Below are 23,485 nucleotides of genomic sequence, written 5' to 3' on the forward strand. Positions count from 1 at the left end.
TCGAAGTTCAAGCTCGACGCGAACGCCGATCCGCAGGCGTACGGGATCGGCATCAAGGAACTGTGGGAAATCGATCCGGCGAAGCACAAGCCGGGCCTCGTGATCCACACGGCCGGCTGGCCGCTGAAGTCCGATACGTACGGCGGCTCGTTCCTGTATCACATGGACAACAACCAGGTCGTGGTCGGCTTCGTGGTCGGCCTGGGCTACACGAACCCGTACCTGTCGCCGTTCGAGGAGTTCCAGCGCTACAAGACGCACCCGTCGATCCGCGCATTCCTGGAAGGCGGCAAGCGTGTGTCGTACGGCGCGCGGGCGATCACGGCCGGCGGCCTGCTGTCGCTGCCGAAGACGGTGTTCCCGGGCGGCGCGCTGATCGGCGACGACGCGGGCTTCCTGAACGCATCGCGGATCAAGGGCAGCCACGCGGCGATCAAGACCGGCATGCTGGCGGCGGACGCCGCGTTCGACGCGTTGCAGGCCGGTCGCCAGAGCGATGAGCTCAACGCGTATCCGGACGCCTTCAGGCAATCGTGGCTGTACACGGAGCTGTACCGCGCGCGCAACTTCAAGCAGTGGATGGCGAAGGGTCTCTACCTCGGCACGCTGATGGTCGGGCTCGAGCAGAAGTTGATGGGCGGCAACGTGCCGTGGACGCTGCACCACAAGCATGCGGACCACGAGATGCTGAAGCCGGCATCGCAGTGCACGCCGATCGAGTACCCGAAGCCGGACGGCAAGCTGACGTTCGACCGGCTGTCGTCGGTGTTCATCTCGAACACGAACCACGAGGAGAACCAGCCGGCGCACCTGACGCTGAAGGACGCGAGCGTGCCGGTGAACGTGAACCTGCGCACCTACGCGGGACCGGAGGCGCGCTTCTGCCCGGCGGCCGTGTACGAGTTCGTGAAGAACGACGACGGCAGCGACCGCCTCGTGATCAACGCGCAGAACTGCGTGCACTGCAAGACCTGCGACATCAAGGACCCGACGCAGAACATCGTGTGGGTCACGCCGGAAGGCGGCGGCGGGCCGAATTATCCGAACATGTAACTGCCGAAGAACGCCGCCTCGCGCGGCGTTTTTTTTCGTCGGTTCGACGTTCGACATTCGACGCCGCCCGGCTCTCCATCGGGCGCGCGACTCATGCACCGCGCCCGTATCGGCTGCGCTAACGCGCCGCGATCCGCCGACGGAAATGCTCGGTACCGGACACGATCTTGTCGAGCACCGCGTCGAGCGCCCAGAAGCGCTCGCGCACGTCGTAGTCGATCGCACGGCAACGAATCGATCCGAACGTGCCGATCCGTTGGTGATAGATCTTCGCAAGCGCCGGGTAGCCCAGCGCTTCCGACACCGCCGAGAGCACCAGGAACGTCGACAACTCGTCGGCCAGCGCCGGATCCGAGCCGCCCTGCGTGCGCAACCATCGGTACAGGTCGGGATGGAAGTTGGTGAACACGCCGTTGAAACCGGCCGAACCCGCCTTCATCGCATCCCATGCGATCGCGGCGTTCGCATTGAGGATCTTCAGCGGCGACCCCGCGGCGAGTGCGACGCGTCGCTTCACCGTCTCCAGATCGCAGCTCACGTCCTTCAACATCACGAAGCGGCCGGTGTCGATGCACGCACGCAGTTCGTCATCGGACAGCAGTCGCCGATAAGGCGCCGGACATTCGTACAAACCGAGCGGCAGATCCGACGGCAACCGGGCGAGCAGCTTGTGAAGATGGTCGAGAAGCGCCGCGCTGCCCTTGCGCTGCGGATCGAGGCGGTTGGTCACGAGCACGACGCCCTGCGCCCCCGATTCCGCCGCGGCACGCAGCTCGGCGACCTGCGCATCCAGATCGTCGCTGATGTGCCCGGACGCGACGACGGGCACGCGCCCGGCCACCCGCTCGACCACGAAACGCGCGAGTTCCGCACGCTCGGCAAGACTCAGGAATTGCATCTCGCTCGATTGCGCGACCGCGAACAGCGCATCCGAGCCGTGCGCCAGATACCATTCGACGAGTCGCTCGAGGCCCGCGTAGTCGATCGCGCCGGCGTCGTCGAACGGCGTCAGCATCACCGGTACGATCCCCTCGATGGTTGCGCTCGATTGCCGATGTGGTTGCATCTGTTTCTCCTTCCTTCAGTGAATACGGGGGTGTAGCCGACGGACTCAGGCCGGCAGCGGTCCGGGCGCGGCGCTCGCGGACTGCTCGGGAATCGGTTTGCGCACCAGCAGCAGGTAAGCCATCGCGCCGGCGAATGCGATTGCCGCCGCCGTCAGCAGCGCGGGCACGAACGACCACCTCTGCGCGATGACCCCCGTCAGGATCGGCGCGAGCGCACCGCCGATGAAACCGCCGAAATTCTGGATCGCGCCGAGCGATGCGACACGGCTCGGCGGGGCGGCCGCCGTCGCGAGCGCCCACGAGCATGCCGACGCCGCATTGGCGAGAAAGATCACGACCGAGATGCATGCGAGCGCGACCGTGTTGCTCTGCACGAGCGCGGCCGGAATCGTGAACGCGACCATCCCGAGCATCGCGACGACCACCGCGTTGCGCCGGCTCACGACCGGCGAGCGGCTGCGGCGCGTCACCAGATCCGAGAGCCAGCCGGCAACGAGCGAACCGACGAACCCGCACAGGAACGGCACGGATGCCGCAAACCCGGTGCGCACGAGGCTCATGTGACGCTCCATCGTCAGGTACCCCGGCAGCCAGGTCAGGTAGACCCAGTTCAGATACACGGAACCGAAGAATCCGAGCAGCATGCCCCAGGTCGTGCCGTGCGAAAACAGGCTGCGCCAGTCGGCGAAGGTCAGTTTCGGCATCGCGACGGCCGTCTGCGCATCGGTATCGAGATACGCGCGTTCCGCCGCGGTCAATTGCGCGCGCGCCGGATCGCGGTACAACGCAAACCAGACGACGGCGACGACGAGGCCGAGCGCACCCGTCACGACGAATGCCCAGCGCCAGTTGAACGATGCGACGAGCACCGCGAGCAGCAATGGCGCGAGTGCGGTGCCGAGCGGCGACGCCGCGTTGAAGATCCCGGTCGGCGTACCGCGCGCGCGCAACGGAAACCAGTTGCTCACCACCCGCGCCGCCGACGGGAACTGCGGCGCCTCGCCGATGCCCAGCACGATGCGCGCGACGATGAACCAGCCGAAGGTGGACACGATGCCGCCCGATGCCTGCGCGAGCGACCAGACGATCAGCCCGATGCCGAGCAGCCGGCGCGGCCCGATGCGATCGACGAGTCCGCCGACCGGGAACTGGCACAGCGCGTAGCTCCACGAGAACGCCGACAGCAGCAAGCCCATCTGCGAGAGCGACAGCCCGAGATCGCCCCGGATTGCCGAACTCGCGACGGCCAGCGTGCCGCGGTCGAGATAGTTGACGATCCCGCTCGCCATCAGCAGCGCGAGCGCAATACGTTGTCCGCGCCGGATACGTGGCGGCGCAGTCGGAACAGCATGATTCTCGTTCATTGCGTTTGTCTCCATGTCCTGAATGGTTTCCGGGCCTCGGTCTGTTCCGTCTTCGCGGAATCTATGCGGCCCCACGCTCCACTTCCTCGCGTGTCGGAATCGACGTCTGCGCGCCGTGGCGCGTGACGCTGATCGCGGCCGCACGCTGTCCGAACGCGATCGCGTCGTCCATCGACGCGCCGCTCGCCCGGGCGGCCGCGAAGCCGCCGACGAAGGTATCGCCGGCCGCCGTCGTATCGACGGCGACCACCGCCATCGCCCGATGGCGGCCGCTCCCTGCACTTCCGCGCCAGCAGACGCCGCGCGCGCCCAGCGTGACCAGCACGTTGCCGACACCCTTCGCGCGCAGCGCGTCGGCGGCCCGCACCGCCGACGCGTCGTCGCCGACGGCAATGCCGGTCAGCGACTCCGCTTCCGTTTCGTTGACGACGAGATAGTCGATGCGGGCCAGCAATGCGTCGAACAGCGGCCGGGCCGGCGCCGGATTGAGCAGCACCGGCGTGCGATGCGCGATCGCATTGCCGATGGCGCGCGCGACGGTCTCGATCGGCACCTCGAGCTGGCACACCATCAGCGCCGCGCCGGCGATCGCGTCGCGCGCCCGGTCGATCAATTCGGCATCGAGGCGCGCGTTTGCACCGGGCACGACGACGATGCTGTTCGCGCCGTGCGCATCGACCGTGATCGTCGCGACCCCGGTTGCCTCGCCGTCGATCCGGTGCAGATGCGTCACGTCGATGCGCTCCGCCGCCAGCGCGTCGTGCAGACGTGCGCCGAACGCATCGTTGCCGACGCAGCCGATCATCGCGACCGACGCACCGAGGCGCGCGGCGGCCACCGCCTGGTTCGCCCCCTTGCCGCCGTGAACGGTCTGGAACGTGGTGCCGAGCAGCGTTTCGCCCGGCACGGGCAGCCGCGGCGCATGCGTGACGAGGTCGACGTTGACGCTGCCGACGACAGCGATCCAGGGTGGTCTGGTGTGGATCATCATCGAATGTAATCGCTTACATTTTCGACGTACAAAATGGCCTGATCGGCCTTCGTCGACGAAAACTTCACGATGCGGTTGAAATCTGTGTCTGACATAATACGGAGTAGCATCAAGATAGCGCTTACATTCTCACAGGCGAGACCGGGATTGCAAGCGGGACCACGATGAATCGAGGGTAAACGATGGCGTTTTTGACCACGCGCGGAGCCTGCAGGGCAGCCGCGCCCGGGGATAACCGATGAGTACGCCTTCATCCGGCGGTGGCGCGGCTCGCGCGCGCCGCGGCAGCGGCCGGTCGGTGCTCGGCGACGTCGCGAAACTCGCCGGCGTGTCGACCGCGACCGTTTCGCGCGTCTACAACGATCCCGGCAAGGTCTCGGCCGACGTGCAGCAGCGCGTGCGCGACGCGGCACGTGCGCTGAACTGGATTCCCAACGCAGCCGGCCGCGCACTCGCCTCCACGCGCACCCACATCACCGGGGCGATCATTCCGACGCTCGACGACCAGGTGTTCGCATCGCAGGTAGCGGGCATGCAGGCGGTCATGGCCGAGCATGGCATCACCCTGTTCCTGGGCTGCTCGAATTACGATCCGGCGCAAGCGCTCGCGCAGGTGCGCGCGATGCTGTCGCGCGGCGTCGAAGCGGTGTCGCTGGTCGGCGAAGCCTATCCGCCGGAAGTATTCGAACTGCTCGACCTGCATCGGGTGCCGTATGTCGTCACCTATGCTTACCGCGACGACAGCCCGCACTGCTGCATCGGCTTCGACAACCGCGCGGCATTCGCGCGACTGACCACGCACCTGCTCGAGCTCGGGCATCGCGATTTCGCGATCATCATGCAGCCTTCGGCCGACAACGACCGCGTGCAGGCCCGCCTGCGCGGCATTCACGAGACGCTCGCCGCGCGCGGGCTCGCGGTCAGGCCGATCCACCAGCACGAGGGCGCGGCCACGATCGCGTTCGGGCGGGCGAGCCTGCGCGCGATTGCCGACAGCGGCGCGACGCGCCCGACGGCCGTGATCTGCGGCAACGACGCACTCGCGCTCGGCGCCCTGCTCGAGGCCCAGGCACTGGGCCTCGACGTGCCTTCGCAGCTGTCGATCACCGGGTTCGACGATGTCGCGCTGGCTCGCGAAATCCGGCCGGCGCTGACGACGATGTGGGTCGACACCGATGCGATCGGCCGCAAGGCCGCCCGCGCGTTGCTCGACGCACTCGAAAACGGCGCAGCCGGGCCCGGTTGCGCGGTACTGCCGGAGCTGCGGGTACGCGAATCGGCCGCGCCGCCGGATGCGGCGGCCCAATGAAAACGGGGCGCCGCAGGCGCCCCGTTTCGCATCGAATCGGCCAAATCGGTCGAACCGGCGAGTGCCGGCTCCGCTGCATCAGGTCGCGCTGCCCGCGATCTTCGGCGTCGGCGTCTCGACGTCGCCGCACTGTGCGCGATGGCGCAGCGCGTGGTCGATCAGCACCAGCGCGAGCATCGACTCGGCGATCGGCGTCGCGCGAATGCCGACGCACGGGTCGTGGCGGCCGAAGGTTTCGACGGTCGCTTCTTCACCGGACTTCGTGATCGAACGGCGCGGCGTGCGGATGCTCGAGGTCGGCTTGATCGCGATCGACACGGTGATGTCCTGCCCCGTCGAAATCCCGCCGAGCACGCCGCCTGCATGGTTGCCGACGAAACCGGCCGGCGTCAGTTCGTCGCCGTGCACCGAGCCGCGCTGCGCGACGCTGTCGAAGCCCGCGCCGATCTCGACGCCCTTCACCGCGTTGATGCTCATCATCGCCTTCGCGATGTCCGCGTCGAGCCGGTCGAATACCGGTTCACCCCAGCCGACCGGCACGCCCGACGCGACGACGTCGATGCGCGCACCGATCGAATCGCCGTCCTTGCGCAGCGCGTCCATGTAGGCTTCCAGCTCCGGAACGATCGCCGCGTTCGGCGAGAAGAACGGGTTCTCGCGGACGTGCGACCAGTCGACGAACGGGACGTCGATCTCGCCGAGACCGCTCATGTAGCCGCGCACTTCGACGCCGAAGCGCTCGCGCAGCCACTTCTTCGCGACCGCGCCCGCGCCGACGAGCGGCGCGGTCAGGCGCGCGGACGAGCGGCCACCGCCACGGTAGTCGCGGATGCCGTATTTCTGCCAGTAGGTGTAGTCGGCGTGGCCGGGGCGGAACGTCTCGACGATGTTGCCGTAATCCTTGCTGCGCTGGTCGGTGTTGCGGATCAGCAGCGCGATCGGCGTGCCGGTCGTCACGCCTTCGAACACGCCGGAAAGGATCTCGACCTCGTCGGCTTCCTGGCGCTGCGTCACGTGCCGCGACGTGCCGGGCTTGCGGCGATCGAGCTCGACCTGGATGTCGGCTTCGGTCAGCCCCATTCCCGGCGGGCAGCCGTCGATCACGCAGCCGATCGCGGGACCGTGCGATTCGCCGAAGGTCGTGACAGTGAAAAGCGTGCCGAGGGTATTGCCGGACATGATGGAACCGCCCAAAGAGAAATGGACAAACCGATGCGCTGCCGGGGCCGCTGGCAGGCCGATCGTTTGCCGGTCGAGAAAAGAGGTAAACCGCTATTATGCCAGCCGTCCCGGACCCGCGGGCCGCGTGAACCGTTCAGACCATACTGGCCGGCCACGCAGACGGCCCGGCGCGAGAATCGTCGACCTGCGCCGTTCCGGTCGAACCGGCCGGTTTGCAGCCGCCCGCTGCCCGATACGAAGCCGCCGGGGCCCGCCCTGCCTACTTCCGCGCGCCGCGCAGCTCGGTCACCGCCGCCTGCAACGCCTCGGGCGTCGCGACCGAGGCCGCGATCGGCTCGCCGACCGCGAGCGTCAGCCGGCTCATCACGCCGCGCTTGATGGGCCGCGGCATGCGCGCATCGGCATGACGGGAGAAATAGCTGCCCCACAGCCCGCGCAGCGCCATCGGGATCACGGGCGCCGGCGTGCGGCCCAGGATCTCGGTGATGCCGTGGTGGAAGGTGTTGATGTCGCCCGTCTTGGTCAGCTTGCCCTCGGGGAAGATGCACACGAGTTCGCCGTCCTTCAGCGCGGCCTCGCATGCGTCGTACGCGCGCGCGAGCATGTCGGGATCCTCGTGGCGCGGCGCGATCGGAATCGCCTTCGCATGCCGGAACACCCAGCTCGCGAAGCGCGCCTTGAAGATCCGGTGATCCATCACGAACCGGATCGGCCGCGGGCTCGCAGCCGCCAGCACGAGCGCATCGACGTAGCTCACGTGGTTGCATACGAGCACGGCCGCGCCCTCTTCCGGGATCCGCTCCGCATGGACGAGACGAATCCGGTAGAACGTGTGCACCAGCACCCACGCGACGAAACGCAGCAGGAACTCGGGGACGAGCAGGTAGATGTACGTCGCGACCACGACGTTCAGCAGCGCGGTGACGAGGAACAGGCCGGGGATGTCGACCCCGGCCTTGGTCAGCCCCATCGCCATCAGGGCCGACAGGATCATGAACAGCGCGTTCAGGATGTTGTTCGCGGCGATGATCCGCGCACGGTGGGTCGGCGCGCTGCGGCTCTGGATCAGCGCATACAGCGGCACGCTGTAGAAGCCGCCGAACATCGCGAGCAGGAACAGGTCGGCCAGGATGCGCCAGTGACGCGCGCCGCCCAGGAATTCCCCGACCGACAGCAGATGCCCGGGCGATGGCAGCGAGCGGCTCGCGAAATACAGCTCGATCGCGAACACGCTGATGCCGATCGAGCCGAGCGGCACGAGGCCGATCTCGACGCGCCGCTGCGACAGCCGCTCGCAGAGCAGCGAGCCGAGGCCGATCCCGACCGAGAACGTCGCGAGCAGGACCGTGACGACGTCGGGGCTCGCGGACAGCACGTCCTTCGCGAAATTGAAGAACGACGTGAGGAACGTCGCGCCGACGAACCACAGCCACGAGATGCCGAGCAGGCTCAGGAACACGGTGCGGTTCTGCCGCGCGAGCCCGAGGTTGCGCCACGTTTCGCTGAACGGATTCCAGTTGATCACGAGATCGGGCTGCGGCGCGGGCGTCGACGGCACGCGCTGCGCGACGAGCCGCCCCGCGAGCGCGATGACGACGACGCTCACCGCGAGCACGCGCTCGCCGCTGCCTTCGATGCCCGCGGCCGCGCCGCCGATGATCGTCCCGATCAGGATCGCGATGAACGTGCCCATCTCGACGAGGCCGTTGCCGCCGACCAGTTCGTGGTCGCCGAGATGCTGCGGCAGGTACGAATACTTGACGGGGCCGAACAGCGTCGAGTGCATGCCCATCATGAACGTGCACAGATACAGCAGCGTCGCGCTGTGCGTGACGAAACCGGCCGCGCCGACCAGCATCAGCACGATCTCGAAGGACTTCACGAAGCGCGTGAGCGTCGCCTTGTCGTATTTGTCGGCGATCTGGCCGGAGGTGGCCGAGAACAGCACGAACGGCAGGATGAAGATCGCGGAGATCAGGAACGCGGCCGTCTTCGCGTCGACGCCGGAAAAGCGCGCGGTGTGATAGGTGACGAGCGACGTGAAGCCGATCTTGAACACGTTGTCGTTCAGCGCGCCCAGGAACTGGGTCGTGAAGAACGGCGCGAAACGGCGCTGGCGCAACAGGTCGAACTGCGACGCGTGGGCGCGCCGATCGCCGCGCGACGCGGAAGAGACTTGCGTGTGATCGCTCATGCGGAATACGCGCGAATCGTCTGGGCGAAGCTGCGCGGACCTTGGGTTGTTGTCGAAAAAACGGCGGCGCAGGCTGAACCTGCGCCGCCGTACGCCGAATGGCAGCGCCCGCGCGTCATGGCACCGGGCGCGACGCGATTCACGGCTTCTGCGCTTCGGCTTCCGATTCCGGCCAGTCGCGGATGTACGCCTTCAGCATCCGGTTCTCGAAGCTCTGCGCCTCGACGACCGTCTTCGCGACGTCGTAGAACGAAATGACGCCCATCAGCACCTTCTTGTCGAGCACCGGCATGTAGCGCGCGTGGCGCTCGAGCATCATCCGGCGCACTTCGTTGACGTCGGTTTCCGGCGTGCACGTAAGCGGCTCGTCCATCACCTTGCGCACCTGCACGTCGCCGATCGCGCCGCCGTTCACGTGCAGGCGCAGGATGATCTCGCGGAACGTCAGCATCCCGACGAGATCACCGTACTCCATCACGACGAGCGAACCGATATCGTGTTCGGCCATCGTATCGACCGCTTCGCGCAGCGGCTTATCGGGCGTCACCGTAAACAGCGTGTTGCCCTTCACTTTCAGAATATCGCTGACGCGCATCGTAGTCCCCTCATGCTTGAATGCAAAACCTTTTTCGATCCTATCGGAAAGCCTGTCAAAAGGAAAGCTCAGCCCCGCGCGGCGCGGCGGCCGCCGCTTGCGGACCCGGGCCGGCCGCCGCAAAATGACTCCATGGACGGCGGCCCGAGGAGACGGCCATGGCACATACGCATACGGAGCAATTCGCCAGCTTCGCCGATTTCTACCCGTACTACCTGAACGAACACCAGAACCTGACGTCGCGCCGGCTGCACTTCATCGGCTCGCTCGGCGTGATCGGCTGCGTCGCGATGGCGATCGCGACGGGCCACTGGCCGTGGCTGCCGGCGGCGGTCGTGTGCGGCTACGGATTCGCGTGGGTCGGACACTTCTTCTTCGAGAAGAACCGCCCCGCCACGTTCCGGCACCCGATCTACAGCCTGATGGGCGACTGGGTGATGTTCAAGGACATCTGCACCGGCAAGATTCCGCTGTAAGGCCCGCCCGGCACCGCGTCACGCCGTTTTCGGCGGCCGCGCGTGCGGGTCGGGCGCCCCGCCGGGCACCGGCCCGGGCACGGTCGCGGCCGGCGCACCCGCAAGCCGGTGCGCGGCGATCAGCGACGCAAGCGATACTTCGAACCGGTCGTTCGACAGCACCTCGAGCAATGCCGCGCCTTCGACGTGGCTGCTGCGTCGCTGCAGCTGGTACGTCAGTTCGGTGCGGTCGATCACAAGGACGTCGAACAGCTGCGCCAGCGTCAGCTGCTCCGGATTCGCCAGCAGGATGTAGCACGGCGCGCGATCGCCGCTGTCCAGCCGCGCGATCCACTCCCGCTCCTCCATCGTCGACAGCAGCCGCTGCGCGGTTTCCATGTCGCAGCGCAACATGGCCGCAAGCCGCATCGCCGTATAGCCCGCCTTGCCGACCGCGCGCGCCTCGGCCAGCCGCGCGAGCAATTCGAGCGCGTCGAGCAGGTCGCTGCCCGCATAGTGGATGCGATGGAACTGGCCGACGCGGATCGCCGGCAGCGCGGACGCCACCATCGCGCCGAGCAGCGCGATGAACCAGCTCAGATACACCCACAACAGGAACACCGGCAGCGCCGCGAACGCGCCGTAGACGGCCGTATAGGTCGGAATGCGCCGCACGTAATAGCCGAAGCCGCGCTTCGCGAGCTCGAACGCGATGGCCGCGAACAGCCCGCCGATCACCGCGTCGCGCCATGCGACCGTGCAGTTCGGCAGATACACGTACAGCAGCGTGAACGCGAGCACGGTCAGCGGCAGCGACACGAACGCGAGCAGCCATTCGACGATCGACGTCGACGGCGCGGCGCCGGTGAACGCCAGCGATTGCGTAAACAGGTACGACGAGATCGACAGGCTCACGCCGAACAGCAAGGGCCCGAGCGTGATCAGCGCCCAGTACGCGAGCACGCGCTGCGCGAACGGCCGCGGCTTGCGCACCCGCCAGATCAGGTTGAACGCGGACTCGATCGTCATCATCGTCATCACGGACGTGACGACGAGCACGATCAGGCCGGCCGTCGTCAGCCCCTTGGCCTTCGACGCGAACTGGTTCAGGTACTTGAAGATCTGGACGTTGAACTGCGCGGGCATCAGGTGATCCGCGAGGAACCCCTGCAGCGAGATCTGGAACGACGCGAACATCGGGAACGCGGTAAACAGCGCAAACGCGACCGTCACGAGCGGCACGAGTGCCAGCATCGTCGTGAACGTGAGGCTGCCCGCCACTTGCGGGATGCGATCCTCGGCGCTGCGCCGGGCCGCGAACTGCGCGAGGCGCTTGAGGGTGTCGAGATCGACGCTCAACTTCGGCAAACGGCTTCTCCTTCTCTGCTGACGCCGCGCGCCCGACGGCGCGCCGCCGCCGCGCTGCGCGACGACTTCAGCCCCTATAATAGCCGCTCGATCCAGCAGGGGCCGACTGCACCGGGCATCCGCGCGGCCGCATGCGGCCCCGTCGCCCATGAAAGACATCCTCGTCCTCTATTACAGCCGCCACGGCGCCACGCGTGATCTCGCACTCGCAATCGCGAACGGCATCGACAGCGTGCCCGGCATGCAGGCCCGCATCCGTACCGTGCCGCCCGTCTCGACGGTCTGCGAAGCCACCGCCTCCGATATCCCCGACGACGGCCCGCCGTATGCGGAGTTGCGCGATCTCGAGGAGTGCGCGGGCCTCGCGCTCGGCTCGCCGACCCGCTTCGGCAACATGGCCGCCTCGCTCAAGTATTTCCTCGACGGCACGACGCCGCAATGGCTGTCGGGCGCGCTGACCGGCAAGCCGGCCTGCGTGTTCACGTCGACCGGCAGCCTGCACGGCGGCCAGGAGTCGACGCTGCTGTCGATGATGCTGCCGCTGCTGCATCACGGGATGATGATCGTCGGCATCCCGTACACGGAATCCGCGCTCAGCACGACGCGCACCGGCGGCACGCCGTACGGCGCGTCGCACGTGTCGCAGCACGATCGCAGCGGGCCCGCGGGGCTGTCGGCGGACGAAAAGGCGCTCGCGGCCGCGCTTGGCGTGCGGCTCGCGCGTGCGGCAGCGGCCCTCGCCGACGCCCGGGCCGCCGAGGCCGCATGAACGCGCCTGCCCGCCCCGCCCGTCCCCCCGTCGCCGCCCGGCCGCGCTACGCGCTGGCCGCGGCCGCGTGCCTCGTCGCGCTGATCGCGCTGTCGCTCGCGTGGGAACTGTGGCTCGCGCCGCTGCGCCCGGGCGGCTCGGCGCTGATGCTCAAGGCCGTGCCGCTCGCGCTCGCGCTGCCCGGCGTCTGGCGGCGTAACATCTATACGATGCAGTGGGCGAGCATGCTCATCCTCGTCTATTTCGCCGAAGGCATCGTGCGCGGCATGTCCGACCGCGGATTGTCCGCGACGCTCGGCTGGTGCGAGACCGCGCTCGCCGTCGGCTTCTTCGTGGCCGCGCTGGCCTACGTCGCGCCGTTCAAGCGCGCGGCGAAGCAGCAGCGCGCCGCGTCCTGACCCTTACGCGACCGAACGTATGAATTCTTCCGAAGCCTTCGTATCCGCCTGCCGAGACGCGATCGGCGCCACCTACGTGCTGACCGAGCCGCACGACACCGAACCGTTCCTGACCGACTGGCGCCGCCGCTACAAGGGCAGCGCGTGCGCGGTGCTGAAACCGGCCGATACGGCGGAAGTCGCGGCGCTCGTCCGGCTCGCCAACGCGCACGGCGTCGCGCTCGTGCCGCAGGGCGGCAACACGGGGCTCGCCGGCGGCGCGACGCCCGACGCGAGCGGCAGCCAGGCCGTGCTGAGCCTCGCGCGCCTGAACCGCGTGCGGGCCCTCGATCCGCACAACAACACGATCACGGTCGACGCCGGCGTGATCCTCGCCGACGTGCAGGCGCGCGCCCGCGAAGGCGGCCGGCTGTTCGCGCTGAGCCTCGCCGCCGAAGGCAGCTGCACGATCGGCGGCAACCTGTCGACCAACGCGGGCGGCACCGCGGTGCTGCGCTACGGCAACGCACGCGAGCTGTGCCTCGGGCTCGAGGTCGTGACGCCGCAGGGCGAGATCTGGGACGGCCTGCGCGGGCTGCGCAAGGACAACACCGGCTACGACTTGCGCGACCTGTTCATCGGCGCCGAAGGCACGCTCGGGATCATCACGGCCGCCGTGCTGAAGCTGCATCCGCTGCCGGCCGCGCAGGTCACGGCGCTGGCCGCGCTCGAGTCGCCGCACGCGGCGCTCGACTTCCTCGCGCTCGCGCAACGCGCGGCCGGCCCGCTGCTGACCGGCTTCGAGCTGATGTCCGACTTCTGCATGCAGCTGGTCGGCAAGCACTATCCGCAACTGCGCTATCCGTTCGACCGCACGCATGCGCAGACGGTGCTGCTCGAACTGTCGGACAACGAAAGCGAAACGCATGCGCGCACGCTGTTCGAAAAACTGATGGAAGAGGCGTTCGAGGCCGGGCTCGTGGTCGACGCCGTCGTCGCGGAAAATCTCGCGCAATCGCGCGCGTTCTGGGACCTGCGCGAACACATCCCGCTCGCGCAGGCCGACGAGGGTCTCAACATCAAGCACGACATCGCGGTGCCGATCTCGTCGATCGCGCGCTTCATCGACGAAACCGACGCAGCGATCCAGCAGGCCGCGCCGGGCGCGCGGATGGTCACGTTCGGCCATCTCGGCGACGGCAACCTGCACTACAACGTGCAGACGCCCGAAGGCGGCGACCCGAAGGCGTTCCTCGCGGCATTCCAGAAGCCGATCAACCGCATCGTCTACGACAACGTGCACCGTCACCACGGCACGATCAGCGCGGAGCACGGGATCGGCCAGCTGAAGATCGACGACGCGCAGCGCTACAAGTCGCCGGTCGAAACGGCGCTCATGCGCACGCTGAAGACCGCGCTCGACCCGCGCGGGCTGATGAATCCCGGCAAGGTCCTGCACTGAAGCCCCCGTCCCGGAACGATGCCCATGAGAGTCCGCGTCCTGTCCGACCTGCATCTCGAATGCAACCAGCCCGACACGATCGCGCATGCCGACGCGGATCTCGTCGTGCTAGCCGGCGATATCCACAATCACGCGGAAGGCCTGCGCTGGGCCGCGGAGACGTTCGATCCCGACGTGCCGGTGATCTACGTGCCGGGTAATCACGAGTACTACGACGGGGAATTCGGCGCGCTCGAAACCGCGATGCGCGACGCCGCGCACACGATCGACCACGTGCATTACCTGAACAACGGCGTGTACGTCGATCCGGCGCAGCGCTTTCGCGTGCTCGGCACGACGCTGTGGGCCGATTTCTCGCTGTTCGGCGCCGACCAGGCGAGCGTCGCGCGCGCGATCGACGCGGCCATGCGCGTGATGCTCGATTTCAAGGGATTGATCCAGGTGACGTGGCCGCACGATGCGTCCGTGCATGCGGCGGCAGCCCCGGAGCGGGATTTCACGCCGGCCGACGCGATCGCGCTGCACCGGCAAGGCCGCGCGTGGCTGGAAGCACGGCTCGCGACACCGTTCGCGGGCCGCACGATCGTCGTCACGCATCATGCGCCGCACCTGCCCTCGCTGGCGGAGCGTTATGCGGAAGACCTGGCGTCGGCGGGATTCGTCACGGACATGGCGGAACTCGTGCGGCCGCCCGTGGACCTGTGGATCCACGGCCACACGCATACTTCATTCGATTACGTGACCGACAGCGGCACGCGCGTGGTGTGCAACCCGCGCGGCTATATCCGCCGGCGCACCGGCGAACTGGAGAATCCCGCGTTTGCGTGGGACAAGGTGGTCGAGCTCGGCTGAGCGCCACGCCATCGGGCCGCGTGATGCGGCCCTACCCGAGCTGAAAGGCCGCCCGATCAGCGATCGGCGCGGCGCGAGCCGTTCGACGACGGGCGCACCCGCACCGGCACCGGCTTCACCCGCGCCTTCATCGCGCGCAGCAGATCGCGCGTCGCCGCGGCGGCAGCAGCCGCACCAAGCAAAACTCCAAGGCCGATCATCAGTTGCGTATCCATTGCGACTCCGGGTGTGGGCAGTTCCAAATCTCGATGATTGAAACAGTATCAAACTGTCCGCGGTCCGTTGGTAAAAAAATGTTGCGTGAAGGACAAATCTCGTCAGATTGCACTCGACCGCGCGCTCATGTCGCAGCCGTGAACTGCGCGAGCGCGGCCTCGTCGGCTTCCAGCGTGGCCGGCAGCTCGTCGCGCAGGAAATCGACCCAGGTGCGGATTTTCGCGTCGAGGTACTGGCGCGACGGATACAACGCGTAGATGTTCATCACGTGCGACCGGTATTCGGGCATCACGCGCACGATGTGTCCGCTGCGCAGCCCGCCGATCGCCGAATAGAGCGGCAACCCGCCGATTCCCATCCCTTCCCGCACGGCCACCGCGAGCGCCTCGGCGACGTTCACGCGGAACGGCGGCGCCGTGACCGGAACCACCTCGTCGCCGCGCGGCCCCGACAGCGACCATTCGTCGAAGTGAAAGCCCGGCGCGACCATCCCGAGACAGACGTGCTGCTCGAGATCGGCCGGGGTCTGCGGCACGCCGTGAGCGTCGATATAGCCCGGCGACGCGCACACGACGCTGTAGCTCTCGCCGAGCCGCTGCGACACGAGCCCCGAATCCGGCAGGTCGCGGCCGACCACGATCGCGACGTCGTACCCCTCGTCGAGCAGGTCGGGCATCCGCTGCGCGAGCGTCAGCTCGACGTGCACGTCCGGATAGCGCTGCCGATAGCGCGCGATGGCCGGCACGAGGTAGTGCTGCCCGAGGCTCGTGAAGCAATGCACCTTCAGCTTGCCCGACGGCCGCGCGTGCGCGTCGCCCGCTTCGGCTTCGGCCTGGTCGACGTACGCGAGGATCTGCTCGCAGCGCTGCAGGTAGCGCTCGCCCGCTTCGGTCAGCGCGATCCGGCGTGTCGTCCGGTTCAGGAGGCGCGTGCGCAGGTGCGCCTCGAGATCCGACACGGCGCGCGATGCATAGGCGGTGGTCGAATTCATCTGCTGGGCGGCCGCGGTAAAGCTGCCCGCGTCGACCACGCGGACGAAGACCCGCATGTTTTGTAACGTATCCATCCCATTACCCGTATGAATCCGGAGGGATTGTTGCACAGGGGCCAACAAATATTATCTCAGGATTCGTAAAAATGACTTGCACCGTTGTCCATTTATTCAGGAATCACTGAAAAATATAATCGCATCCGACTCATCTATATCCGAAAGGGAGAAAATCGTGCGGTCTCCGGCAACAAAAGGGACGCTGGCACTGGCGGTTCTTGCAGTCTCATTAATAATGGCCGGATGCGCGAGCATGGGCGACAACAAGCCGCAGTCCGCCCGCATCGAAGCGAACACGCTCGACGCCGGCGCCGCGATCCGCGCGGCGGACCACGATGCAGGCTGGCCCGCGTCCGACTGGTGGCGCGCGTACCGCGATCCGCAGCTCGATGCGTGGATTGCCGCCGCGCAGGCCGGCAACCCGAGCCTGGCGGCCGCCGAGGCGCGCGTGCGCGAAGCGCAGGCGATGGCGCGCGTGGCGCGCTCGGCGGAACTGCCGCAGATCAACGGCAATCTGTCGCTGATGCGCCAGCACTGGCCGGACAACGTCTACTACGGCCCGGGGCCGCTCGCCGATACCGACACCTGGAACAACACCGGCACGCTCGGCCTGTCGTACCACCTCGACCTGTGGGGCAAGGACAAGAACGCGACCGAGCGCGCGCTCGACACCGCGCATGCGACCGCGGCCGACGCACGGGCGGCGAAGCTCGAGCTCGAGGTCAACGTCGTGCGCGCGTATGTCGGCATGTCGATGAACTACGCGCTGCTCGACCTTGCGCACGAAACGTTCGAACGCCAGCGCTCGCTGGCCGATCTCGCGCGCAAGCGCCTGCAGGCCGGCCTCGGCACGCAGCTCGAAGTCAGCCAGGCCGAATCGACGCTGCCCGACTACGAGCGCCAGATCGACAGCTACGAAGAAGCGATCCAGCTCGCGCGCCACCAGCTCGCCGCGCTCGCGGGCAAGGGCCCGGGCGCCGGCGACGCGATCAAGCGGCCGAGCCTGTCGCTCGATGCGCCGGCCGGCCTGCCGTCCGCGCTGCCGGCCGACCTGCTCGGGCGCCGCCCGGACGTCGTCGCGGCCCGCTGGACGGTCGACGCGCAGGCTCGCGGCATCGATGTCGCGAAAGCCGCGTTCTACCCGAATATCGATCTGCTCGCGACGGTCGGCGGCTTCGGCGTGACCGCGCCGTTCACCGACTTCCTGCGCGCGATGAATGGCGGCTGGACGGCCGGCCCAGCGCTGTCGCTGCCGATCTTCGAAGGCGGCCGGCTGCGCGCGCAACTCGGCGCGGCCGACGCCGGCTACGACCAGGCGGTCGAACGCTACAACCAGACGGTCGTCGGCGCGCTCAAGGACATCGCCGACCAGGTCGTGCGGATCCGCTCGCTCGACACGCAGAAGAAGGACGCCGCGCGCTCGGTGGCCGCCAACGACCGCAGTTACCAGCTGTCGCGCGAAGGCTTCCGCCGCGGGCTGACCGATTACGTGAACGTGCTGGTCGCGCAACAGCAGCTGCTGCGCGCACAGGAAACGGCGGCCCGCATCGACGCGGAACGCCTCGCCGCACACGCGCAGTTGATGGCCGCGCTCGGCGGCGGCGTCGAGACGGAGACGCAGACGGATGCGGACGTGCGGGGCGGCCATCCGCCGCGCGACGCGTCCGCCGCGGGTGCCGCCGCGCCGGCAGCCGCATCGGGCGCGAAGCCCGCCGCGGCCGTCGCCCGCCCCGCGCAGGTCGCGACGGCCGGTTCGGCGGGTGCAGCCGCCACGCCGGCCGCACGGTAACGCGGAGCGACCGTCATGTCAGCCTCCTCCCCCGCTTCCACGCACGCCGGCGGCGCGCTCGCGGCCTGGTACGCCGCCTTCGGCGACTGGGCCCGCAGCGACGGCGCCGCGTGGCTCTACCTGTTCAAGGCGCTGCTCGCCGCGTTCATCGCGACCGGCGTGTCGATGCGGCTCGACCTGCCGGCCCCGAAGACGGCGATGACCACGGTGTTCATCGTGATGCAGCCGCAAAGCGGCGCGGTGCTCGCGAAGAGCTTCTACCGGGTCGCCGGCACGATCTTCGGGCTGATCGCGACGCTCACGTTCGTCGGGCTGTTCCCGCAGCAGCCGCAGCTGTTCCTCTTGGCCGTCGCGCTGTGGGTCGCGCTGTGCACGGCCGGCGCCGCGCGCAACCGCAATTTCCGCAGCTACGGCTTCCTGCTCGCCGGTTACACGACCGCGCTGATCGGGCTGCCGGCATCGCAACACCCCGACGGCGCGTTCATGAGCGCGATGACGCGGGTCGCCGAGATCATGGTCGGGATCGTGTCGGCAGGCGTCGTCAGCGCGCTGGTGTTTCCGCAGTACACCGGCGAGCAGATGCGCACGACGGTGCGCAAGCGCTTCAGCAGCTTCGTCGACTACGTCGCGGCGGCACTGTCGGGCCAGCTCGACCGCGCGCACATCGAAACCATCCATACGCGCTTCGTCGCGGACGTGGTCGGCTTCGAAGCGGCGCGCAGCATGGCCGTGTTCGAGGATCCGGACACGCGGATGCGCAGCGGCCGTCTCGCGCGCCTGAACAGCGAGTTCATGAGCGTATCGAGCCGCTTCCACGCGCTGCACCAGTTGATGAACCGACTGCGCGCGGCCGGCGCGCAGGCCGCGATCGATGCGATCGAGCCGTACTTCCGCGAAATCGCGCCGCTTCTGACGCGCAACGGCGAGCCGGTGCGCTCGTCGGCCGACGCCGCGCTCGCCGCCGAACAGTTGCTCGCGTGGCGCGACGCGCTGCCGCGCCGCATCCGCGCGACGCGCGCCGCGCTCGAGACGCAGCCGGATTTCCCGCTGCTCGACTTCGACACGGCCACCGAGCTGCTGTACCGCTTCATCACGGACCTGCACGAATACGCGGCGACCTACGCGTCGCTGTCGACCGCGACGCACGAGCGCGAGCGCTGGATCGAGCGCTACGAGCCGCGCACCAACCTGACGGCGATGGTGATCGCCGCGATTCGCACCGCGACCGTGATCCTCGTGCTCGGCGCGTTCTGGATCGCGACCGCGTGGCCGAGCGGCGTGACGCTGACGCTGACGGCGGCGGCCACCTGCGCGCTCGCGTCGTCGACGCCGCGCCCGACCGCGATGTCCGCACAGATGGGCATGGGCACCGCGCTGGCCGTCTGCACGGGCTTCCTGCTGACGTTCGGCATCTACCCGCACATCGACGGCTTCCCGCTGCTGTGCGTGGCCCTCGCGCCGCTGCTCGCGATCGGCATCTTCATGACGCTGAAGCCGAAGCTCGCCGGCTACGGGATGGGCTATCTGATCTTCTTCAGCTTCCTCGCCGGCCCCGACAACATTACGCACTACGACCCGACGAGCTTCATGAACGACGCGCTCGCGCTAGTGCTGTCGATGCTCGTCTCGGCGATCGCGTTCGCGGTGCTGTTCCCGCCGACCGCGCCGTGGCACAAGAAGCGGCTGTTCGCCGACCTGCGCCACCAGGTGGTCGCGGCGTGCCACGCACGGCTCGCCGGCTTGCGCACGCGCTTCGAGAGCGGCGCGCGCGACCTGATGTACCAGGCGCACACGCTGTCGGCCGACCAGCCCGACGTGCAGCGCGACGCGCTGCGCTGGATGTTCGCGGTGCTGGAAACGGGCAATGCCGCGCTCGACCTGCGCGCGGAGCTGGCGACGCTGCCGTCCGACCCGCGCTATGCGCCGACGACACCGTGGCGCCGCGCGATCGAGACGCTGCGCGCCGCGCTGTCCGCGCTGTTCCGCAAGCCGGACGCGGCGCGCTTCGACGCGGCGCTCGCCGCGGTCAACGCCGCGATCGACGCGACCCGGCAAACGCTCGATGCGTTCACGCCGTCGCGCGAGGAGCGCCACCGGCTGCAGCGCATCCTGAGCCATCTGCATTTCGTACGCACGGCGCTGCTCGATCCGGAATCGCCGCTCGAGCCGCTCAACCGCAACCGCCCCGTGCGTCCCCAACAAGGAGCCTCGTCATGATGCCGCGTGAAATCGCCATTCTCGATGCCTACATGCCCACGGTGGTCCTGATGTTCGTCCTGGGCGCGCTTGCGACCTGGGCCGTCGACCGCCTGCTCGCCTACACGGGCCTCTACCGTCTCGTCTGGCACCCGTCGCTGTTCCGCGCGTGCCTTCTCGTCTGCATTTGCGGCGGACTGAGTCTTGCCGTTTACCGTTGATTCCGAACCATCATGATTCTCAGAAAACTCTTCGGCTTCGTCGCGACCGCCATTATCCTTCTCGTCGCGATCCTGATCGGGCGCTCGCTGTGGGTGCACTACATGGACGATCCCTGGACGCGCGACGGGCGCGTCCGTGCCGAAATCGTCAACGTCGCACCGGACGTGTCGGGCGCGATCGTCGAGCTGCCCGTGCATGACAACCAGCTCGTGAAAAAGGGCGACCTGATCATGCAGATCGACCCGTCGCACTACCAGATCGCGGTCGAGCAGGCGCAGGCGGCCGTCGCCGCCCGCCGCGCGGAACTGCAGATGCGCCGCGACGACGCGGCCCGTCGTGCCGACCTCGACGCGCTCGTCGTGTCGAAGGAAAACCGCGAGAACGCGGCGCACAGCGCGTCGAGCGCCGATGCGCAGTACCAGCAGGCGATCGCCGCGCTCGACGCCGCGAAGCTCAACCTCGAACGCACGCGCGTGGTCGCACCGGTCGACGGCTACATCACGAACCTGCAGACGTTCAAGGGCAACTACGCGGTGGCCGGCCAGGCGAAGCTCGCGATCGTCGACAGCCATTCGTTCTGGGTCTACGGCTACTTCGAGGAAACCAAGCTGCCGCGCGTGAAGGTCGGCGCGCCGGCCGAGATGCGGCTGATGAGCGGCGGCGTGATGAAGGGCCACGTCGAGAGCATTTCGCGCGGCATCTACGATCGCGACAACCCGCAAAGCCGCGACCTCGTCGCGGACGTGAACCCGACCTTCAACTGGGTGCGCCTCGCGCAGCGCGTGCCGGTGCGCATCCGCATCGACGAGGTGCCGGCCGACGTGGTGCTGTCGGCGGGCACGACCTGCACGGTCATCATCGATCCGGACCAGCGGAAGAAGTCGTAAGCGCCGACGGCCGGACGCCTACGCCGCGATGCGAAAGCGTCCGACCAGCGACTTGAGCGCCTGCGCCTGTTCGTCGAGCGCATTCGCCGCGGCGGCCGCCTGCTCGACGAGCGCGGCGTTCTGCTGCGTGCCGGCATCCATCTGCGTGACCGCGCGGCCGATCTCGTCGATCCCGGCGCTCTGCTCGTCCGACGCCGCCGAGATCTCGCCGATGATGTCGGTCACGCGCTTGACCGCCCGCACCACGTCGTCCATCGTGCGGCCCGCATCGTGCGCGAGCGCCGCGCCGTTCGCGACGCGCTCGACCGACGCGCCGATCAGCGTACGGATCTCCTTCGCCGCGGTCGCCGCGCGCTGCGCGAGCAGCCGCACCTCGCCCGCGACCACCGAAAAACCGCGCCCCTGCTCACCCGCGCGCGCCGCCTCGACCGCCGCGTTCAACGCGAGAATGTTGGTCTGGAACGCGATCCCCTCGATCGTGCCGATGATGTCGCGAATGTTCTTCGCGCTGTCGTCGATCTCGCTCATCGTCGCGACCACGCGACCGACGACTTCGCCGCCCGCCTCCGCGACGGCCGACGCATTGGCCGCGAGCGCGCTCGCCTGACGCGCGTTCTCGGCGTTCTGCCGCACGGTCGACGTGAGCTCTTCCATGCTGGCCGCGGTGCGCTCGAGCGCGACGGCCTGCTGCTCGGTGCGCCGCGACAGGTCGAGGTTGCCGGTCGAGATCTCGCCGGATGCGGCAGCGATCGCCTCGGCGCTGACGGCGATCTCGCCGACGGTCGCCGCAAGCCCGGACTGCATGTCGGACAGCGCGCGCACCATGCTGTCGCGGTCGTGCCGGCCGAGCGGAATCGGCCGCGTCAGGTCGCCGCGCGCGATGTCGGCGGCGATCGCCTTCGCCTCCGCGGGCTCGCCGCCGAGCTGCGACGCGAGGCGGCGCACGACCCGCTCGGCGATCGCGATCGCCAGCACGATCAGCGCGGCCGTCATCGCCGCGATCATCGCGAACGACGACGAGAAGATCGTTGCGGATGCATCGAGCGTCGCCTTCGACTTCGCGCCGCGCGTCTTCACGAGCATCGCGACGAGCTTCTCGAGCTTGCCGGTCTCGACCAGCAGCGACACGTCCTGCGTGCCGACCTGCCAGTTCATCTGCGACAGGTCGAGCGGCTGCGCCTGCACGAGCGCGACGAAATCGCGCAGATGGCCGCTCCACGTGCCGACCGCCAGCGAGAATGCGCGCAGTCGCGCGGAATCGTCCGCATCGGCCGGATCCGCGTAATGCTGCAGCGTCGCGAGCGCCTGGCCGATCGACGCGAGCCCCGCGCCGACTTCGGCGCCCAGGTCGTCGCGTTCCTTCGCAGTGGTGGCGGTCAGCAGCATCTTCTGCGCGCGGCTCGCGCGCAGCACCTCGGCGCGCACTTCCTCCGCCGCCCGGCTCGCGACGTGCCCCTGCTCGTAGACCGACGCAATCGACGCGTTCAGCCGGCTGATCTGCCACAGCGAGAACACGCCGATCGCGAGCGTGCCGGCCAGCAGGATCGCGAACGCGGCGCGCAGCGTCGCCTTGACGGTCCACGTCCGGCGTTCGCGCCGGGCTGCGCGCGCGTGCCGCGAGGCGGGCCTGGCGGCTGCGTCGGCCGCGGCTGTGGCCGCAACCGGCCGCGGATGCAATGAAGCTGCTTTCATCGATATTTCCCCGTATTGATCGTGCCGCCGGAAAGGTCGGTTCCGGCGGCCGGCATTCCCGCAATGGCCCGTCATGCCGCGCGTCCTGCACCCGTCCGGCTCGTGGCCTGTGCCGGGCGCGGCGCGCCTGTGTTGTCGTTGCGTCTTCTACGGCCTCGATCGGCACGCCTTGAGTCCGGACAAACACCGATCCGGTCCCGCGCGGCGCGACGAAAGGCGGACACGCCGCAGCGTTATACCCGGCCAAAAAAGGGGGCAATGGGTCGAATCGTCGTAGCAATGTCCGAATCGCGACAAAACTTGGCCGGACATTCTCGATACGCCACATTAGACTTCTTTGACGCAACAACGATTCGAACGCGCCGATCCCCATCAGAGCGCGTCCCGTCACCTCAAC

21 protein-coding genes are annotated in these 23,485 nt (G+C 68.3%); 11 read left to right on the plus strand and 10 right to left on the minus strand.

Annotated features, from left to right (window positions below; translation table 11 throughout):
• The coding region (locus tag DIE12_RS29760; protein WP_148092722.1) for an electron transfer flavoprotein-ubiquinone oxidoreductase at positions 1 to 1,053 on the plus strand (1,053 nt) is incomplete at its 5' end.
• Between the two features lie 118 nt (positions 1,054 to 1,171).
• Here the strand turns inward: DIE12_RS29760 and DIE12_RS29765 are convergent.
• From DIE12_RS29765 to rbsK, 3 genes are all read right to left on the minus strand, one after another.
• Positions 1,172 to 2,119 carry a dihydrodipicolinate synthase family protein gene (locus DIE12_RS29765; RefSeq protein ID WP_044846060.1) on the minus strand — a complete coding sequence of 316 codons (948 nt, stop codon included), beginning with the start codon at positions 2,117 to 2,119 and terminating at the stop codon, positions 1,172 to 1,174.
• A gap of 45 nt (positions 2,120 to 2,164) precedes the next feature.
• Positions 2,165 to 3,484 (minus strand): MFS transporter, encoded by a 1,320-nt coding sequence (locus DIE12_RS29770; protein ID WP_124488978.1) that lies wholly within the window; start codon positions 3,482 to 3,484, stop codon positions 2,165 to 2,167.
• Between the two features lie 61 nt (positions 3,485 to 3,545).
• Positions 3,546 to 4,472, minus strand: a complete 927-nt coding sequence (gene rbsK / locus DIE12_RS29775; protein ID WP_409333440.1) for a ribokinase — start codon at positions 4,470 to 4,472, stop codon at positions 3,546 to 3,548.
• Positions 4,473 to 4,713: 241 nt separating this feature from the next.
• Here rbsK and DIE12_RS29780 point away from each other — a divergent pair, with 241 nt between their 5' ends.
• Positions 4,714 to 5,784 (plus strand): LacI family DNA-binding transcriptional regulator, encoded by a 1,071-nt coding sequence (locus tag DIE12_RS29780; RefSeq protein WP_124523062.1) that lies wholly within the window; start codon positions 4,714 to 4,716, stop codon positions 5,782 to 5,784.
• A gap of 78 nt (positions 5,785 to 5,862) precedes the next feature.
• Here the strand turns inward: DIE12_RS29780 and aroC are convergent, their stop codons facing one another.
• The 3 genes from aroC to DIE12_RS29795 form a co-directional block, all read right to left on the minus strand.
• Positions 5,863 to 6,963: a chorismate synthase gene (gene aroC / locus DIE12_RS29785; RefSeq protein WP_124523060.1), complete on the minus strand. Its 1,101-nt coding sequence runs from the start codon at positions 6,961 to 6,963 to the stop codon at positions 5,863 to 5,865.
• A gap of 262 nt (positions 6,964 to 7,225) precedes the next feature.
• Positions 7,226 to 9,160, minus strand: a complete 1,935-nt coding sequence (locus DIE12_RS29790) for an MFS transporter (protein WP_124523058.1) — start codon at positions 9,158 to 9,160, stop codon at positions 7,226 to 7,228.
• A 139-nt stretch (positions 9,161 to 9,299) separates the two neighbouring features.
• Positions 9,300 to 9,755 carry a CBS domain-containing protein gene (locus tag DIE12_RS29795; RefSeq protein ID WP_044846066.1) on the minus strand — a complete coding sequence of 152 codons (456 nt, stop codon included), beginning with the start codon at positions 9,753 to 9,755 and terminating at the stop codon, positions 9,300 to 9,302.
• Positions 9,756 to 9,913: 158 nt separating this feature from the next.
• Between DIE12_RS29795 and DIE12_RS29800 the strand changes: the two genes are divergently transcribed.
• Positions 9,914 to 10,231 carry an Mpo1-like protein gene (locus DIE12_RS29800; RefSeq protein WP_044846067.1) on the plus strand — a complete coding sequence of 106 codons (318 nt, stop codon included), beginning with the start codon at positions 9,914 to 9,916 and terminating at the stop codon, positions 10,229 to 10,231.
• A gap of 18 nt (positions 10,232 to 10,249) precedes the next feature.
• Here the strand turns inward: DIE12_RS29800 and DIE12_RS29805 are convergent, their stop codons facing one another.
• Complete coding sequence (locus tag DIE12_RS29805) at positions 10,250 to 11,578, minus strand: YihY family inner membrane protein (protein WP_124523056.1); 1,329 nt, start codon at positions 11,576 to 11,578, stop codon at positions 10,250 to 10,252.
• A gap of 148 nt (positions 11,579 to 11,726) precedes the next feature.
• Here DIE12_RS29805 and wrbA point away from each other — a divergent pair, with 148 nt between their 5' ends.
• The 4 genes from wrbA to DIE12_RS29825 are packed head-to-tail and all read left to right on the plus strand — an operon-like array spanning position 11,727 to position 15,038.
• Positions 11,727 to 12,347 carry an NAD(P)H:quinone oxidoreductase gene (gene wrbA / locus DIE12_RS29810; protein ID WP_044846069.1) on the plus strand — a complete coding sequence of 207 codons (621 nt, stop codon included), beginning with the start codon at positions 11,727 to 11,729 and terminating at the stop codon, positions 12,345 to 12,347.
• Positions 12,344 to 12,745, plus strand: a complete 402-nt coding sequence (locus tag DIE12_RS29815; protein WP_044846070.1) for a DUF2069 domain-containing protein — start codon at positions 12,344 to 12,346, stop codon at positions 12,743 to 12,745. The genes wrbA and DIE12_RS29815 overlap by 4 nt, the downstream gene beginning before the upstream one ends.
• Positions 12,746 to 12,764: 19 nt before the next feature.
• Complete coding sequence (locus DIE12_RS29820) at positions 12,765 to 14,186, plus strand: FAD-binding oxidoreductase (protein WP_124488970.1); 1,422 nt, start codon at positions 12,765 to 12,767, stop codon at positions 14,184 to 14,186.
• A gap of 24 nt (positions 14,187 to 14,210) precedes the next feature.
• Positions 14,211 to 15,038, plus strand: coding sequence for a metallophosphoesterase (locus tag DIE12_RS29825; protein WP_124523054.1), 828 nt, complete (start codon positions 14,211 to 14,213; stop codon positions 15,036 to 15,038).
• 56 nt (positions 15,039 to 15,094) lie between these two features.
• Here the strand turns inward: DIE12_RS29825 and DIE12_RS38235 are convergent, their stop codons facing one another.
• Together DIE12_RS38235 and DIE12_RS29830 are read right to left on the minus strand one after the other, a co-directional pair.
• Positions 15,095 to 15,253 (minus strand): hypothetical protein, encoded by a 159-nt coding sequence (locus tag DIE12_RS38235; protein ID WP_185500318.1) that lies wholly within the window; start codon positions 15,251 to 15,253, stop codon positions 15,095 to 15,097.
• Between the two features lie 125 nt (positions 15,254 to 15,378).
• A complete protein-coding gene (locus DIE12_RS29830; RefSeq protein WP_044846073.1) occupies positions 15,379 to 16,320 on the minus strand; it encodes a LysR family transcriptional regulator in 942 nt (313 codons plus the stop codon).
• A gap of 157 nt (positions 16,321 to 16,477) precedes the next feature.
• Between DIE12_RS29830 and DIE12_RS29840 the strand changes: the two genes are divergently transcribed.
• Genes DIE12_RS29840 through DIE12_RS29855 form a run of 4 tightly spaced genes read left to right on the plus strand, consistent with a single transcriptional unit; the run spans position 16,478 to position 21,396 of the window.
• The gene (locus DIE12_RS29840; protein WP_124488968.1) at positions 16,478 to 18,091 is read left to right on the plus strand and encodes an efflux transporter outer membrane subunit; all 1,614 of its coding nucleotides are present in this window, start codon (positions 16,478 to 16,480) and stop codon (positions 18,089 to 18,091) included.
• A 15-nt stretch (positions 18,092 to 18,106) separates the two neighbouring features.
• Entirely contained in the window at positions 18,107 to 20,308 is a 2,202-nt protein-coding gene (locus DIE12_RS29845) for an FUSC family protein (protein WP_124523052.1), read from the plus strand.
• Positions 20,305 to 20,508 carry a DUF1656 domain-containing protein gene (locus DIE12_RS29850; RefSeq protein WP_011351756.1) on the plus strand — a complete coding sequence of 68 codons (204 nt, stop codon included), beginning with the start codon at positions 20,305 to 20,307 and terminating at the stop codon, positions 20,506 to 20,508. Before DIE12_RS29845 ends, DIE12_RS29850 begins: the two co-directional genes overlap by 4 nt.
• 12 nt (positions 20,509 to 20,520) lie before the next feature.
• Positions 20,521 to 21,396 (plus strand): HlyD family secretion protein, encoded by an 876-nt coding sequence (locus DIE12_RS29855; RefSeq protein WP_044846076.1) that lies wholly within the window; start codon positions 20,521 to 20,523, stop codon positions 21,394 to 21,396.
• An 18-nt stretch (positions 21,397 to 21,414) separates the two neighbouring features.
• On the opposite strand, the gene DIE12_RS29860 is transcribed toward DIE12_RS29855, so the two are convergent.
• Positions 21,415 to 23,088 (minus strand): methyl-accepting chemotaxis protein, encoded by a 1,674-nt coding sequence (locus tag DIE12_RS29860; protein WP_124488966.1) that lies wholly within the window; start codon positions 23,086 to 23,088, stop codon positions 21,415 to 21,417.
• Between the last annotated feature and the right edge of the window lie 397 nt (positions 23,089 to 23,485).

The organism is Burkholderia sp. Bp9015, from assembly GCF_003853505.1.
Classification (GTDB): Bacteria; Pseudomonadota; Gammaproteobacteria; order Burkholderiales; family Burkholderiaceae; genus Burkholderia.

What these genes read in the sequence shown, in the direction of transcription:
- DIE12_RS29780 (WP_124523062.1), top strand. Translation starts at nt 4,714, where the DNA reads ATGAGTACGCCTTCATCCGGCGGTGGCGCGGCTCGCGCGCGCCGCGGC.
- DIE12_RS29860 (WP_124488966.1), bottom strand. Translation starts at nt 23,088, where the DNA reads ATGAAAGCAGCTTCATTGCATCCGCGGCCGGTTGCGGCCACAGCCGCG.
- DIE12_RS29855 (WP_044846076.1), top strand. Translation starts at nt 20,521, where the DNA reads ATGATTCTCAGAAAACTCTTCGGCTTCGTCGCGACCGCCATTATCCTT.
- DIE12_RS29790 (WP_124523058.1), bottom strand. Translation starts at nt 9,160, where the DNA reads ATGAGCGATCACACGCAAGTCTCTTCCGCGTCGCGCGGCGATCGGCGC.
- DIE12_RS29795 (WP_044846066.1), bottom strand. Translation starts at nt 9,755, where the DNA reads ATGCGCGTCAGCGATATTCTGAAAGTGAAGGGCAACACGCTGTTTACG.
- DIE12_RS38235 (WP_185500318.1), bottom strand. Translation starts at nt 15,253, where the DNA reads ATGGATACGCAACTGATGATCGGCCTTGGAGTTTTGCTTGGTGCGGCT.
- DIE12_RS29830 (WP_044846073.1), bottom strand. Translation starts at nt 16,320, where the DNA reads ATGGATACGTTACAAAACATGCGGGTCTTCGTCCGCGTGGTCGACGCG.
- DIE12_RS29815 (WP_044846070.1), top strand. Translation starts at nt 12,344, where the DNA reads ATGAACGCGCCTGCCCGCCCCGCCCGTCCCCCCGTCGCCGCCCGGCCG.
- DIE12_RS29850 (WP_011351756.1), top strand. Translation starts at nt 20,305, where the DNA reads ATGATGCCGCGTGAAATCGCCATTCTCGATGCCTACATGCCCACGGTG.
- aroC (WP_124523060.1), bottom strand. Translation starts at nt 6,963, where the DNA reads ATGTCCGGCAATACCCTCGGCACGCTTTTCACTGTCACGACCTTCGGC.
- DIE12_RS29800 (WP_044846067.1), top strand. Translation starts at nt 9,914, where the DNA reads ATGGCACATACGCATACGGAGCAATTCGCCAGCTTCGCCGATTTCTAC.
- DIE12_RS29765 (WP_044846060.1), bottom strand. Translation starts at nt 2,119, where the DNA reads ATGCAACCACATCGGCAATCGAGCGCAACCATCGAGGGGATCGTACCG.
- DIE12_RS29820 (WP_124488970.1), top strand. Translation starts at nt 12,765, where the DNA reads ATGAATTCTTCCGAAGCCTTCGTATCCGCCTGCCGAGACGCGATCGGC.
- DIE12_RS29825 (WP_124523054.1), top strand. Translation starts at nt 14,211, where the DNA reads ATGAGAGTCCGCGTCCTGTCCGACCTGCATCTCGAATGCAACCAGCCC.
- DIE12_RS29770 (WP_124488978.1), bottom strand. Translation starts at nt 3,484, where the DNA reads ATGAACGAGAATCATGCTGTTCCGACTGCGCCGCCACGTATCCGGCGC.
- DIE12_RS29845 (WP_124523052.1), top strand. Translation starts at nt 18,107, where the DNA reads ATGTCAGCCTCCTCCCCCGCTTCCACGCACGCCGGCGGCGCGCTCGCG.
- wrbA (WP_044846069.1), top strand. Translation starts at nt 11,727, where the DNA reads ATGAAAGACATCCTCGTCCTCTATTACAGCCGCCACGGCGCCACGCGT.
- rbsK (WP_409333440.1), bottom strand. Translation starts at nt 4,472, where the DNA reads ATGATCCACACCAGACCACCCTGGATCGCTGTCGTCGGCAGCGTCAAC.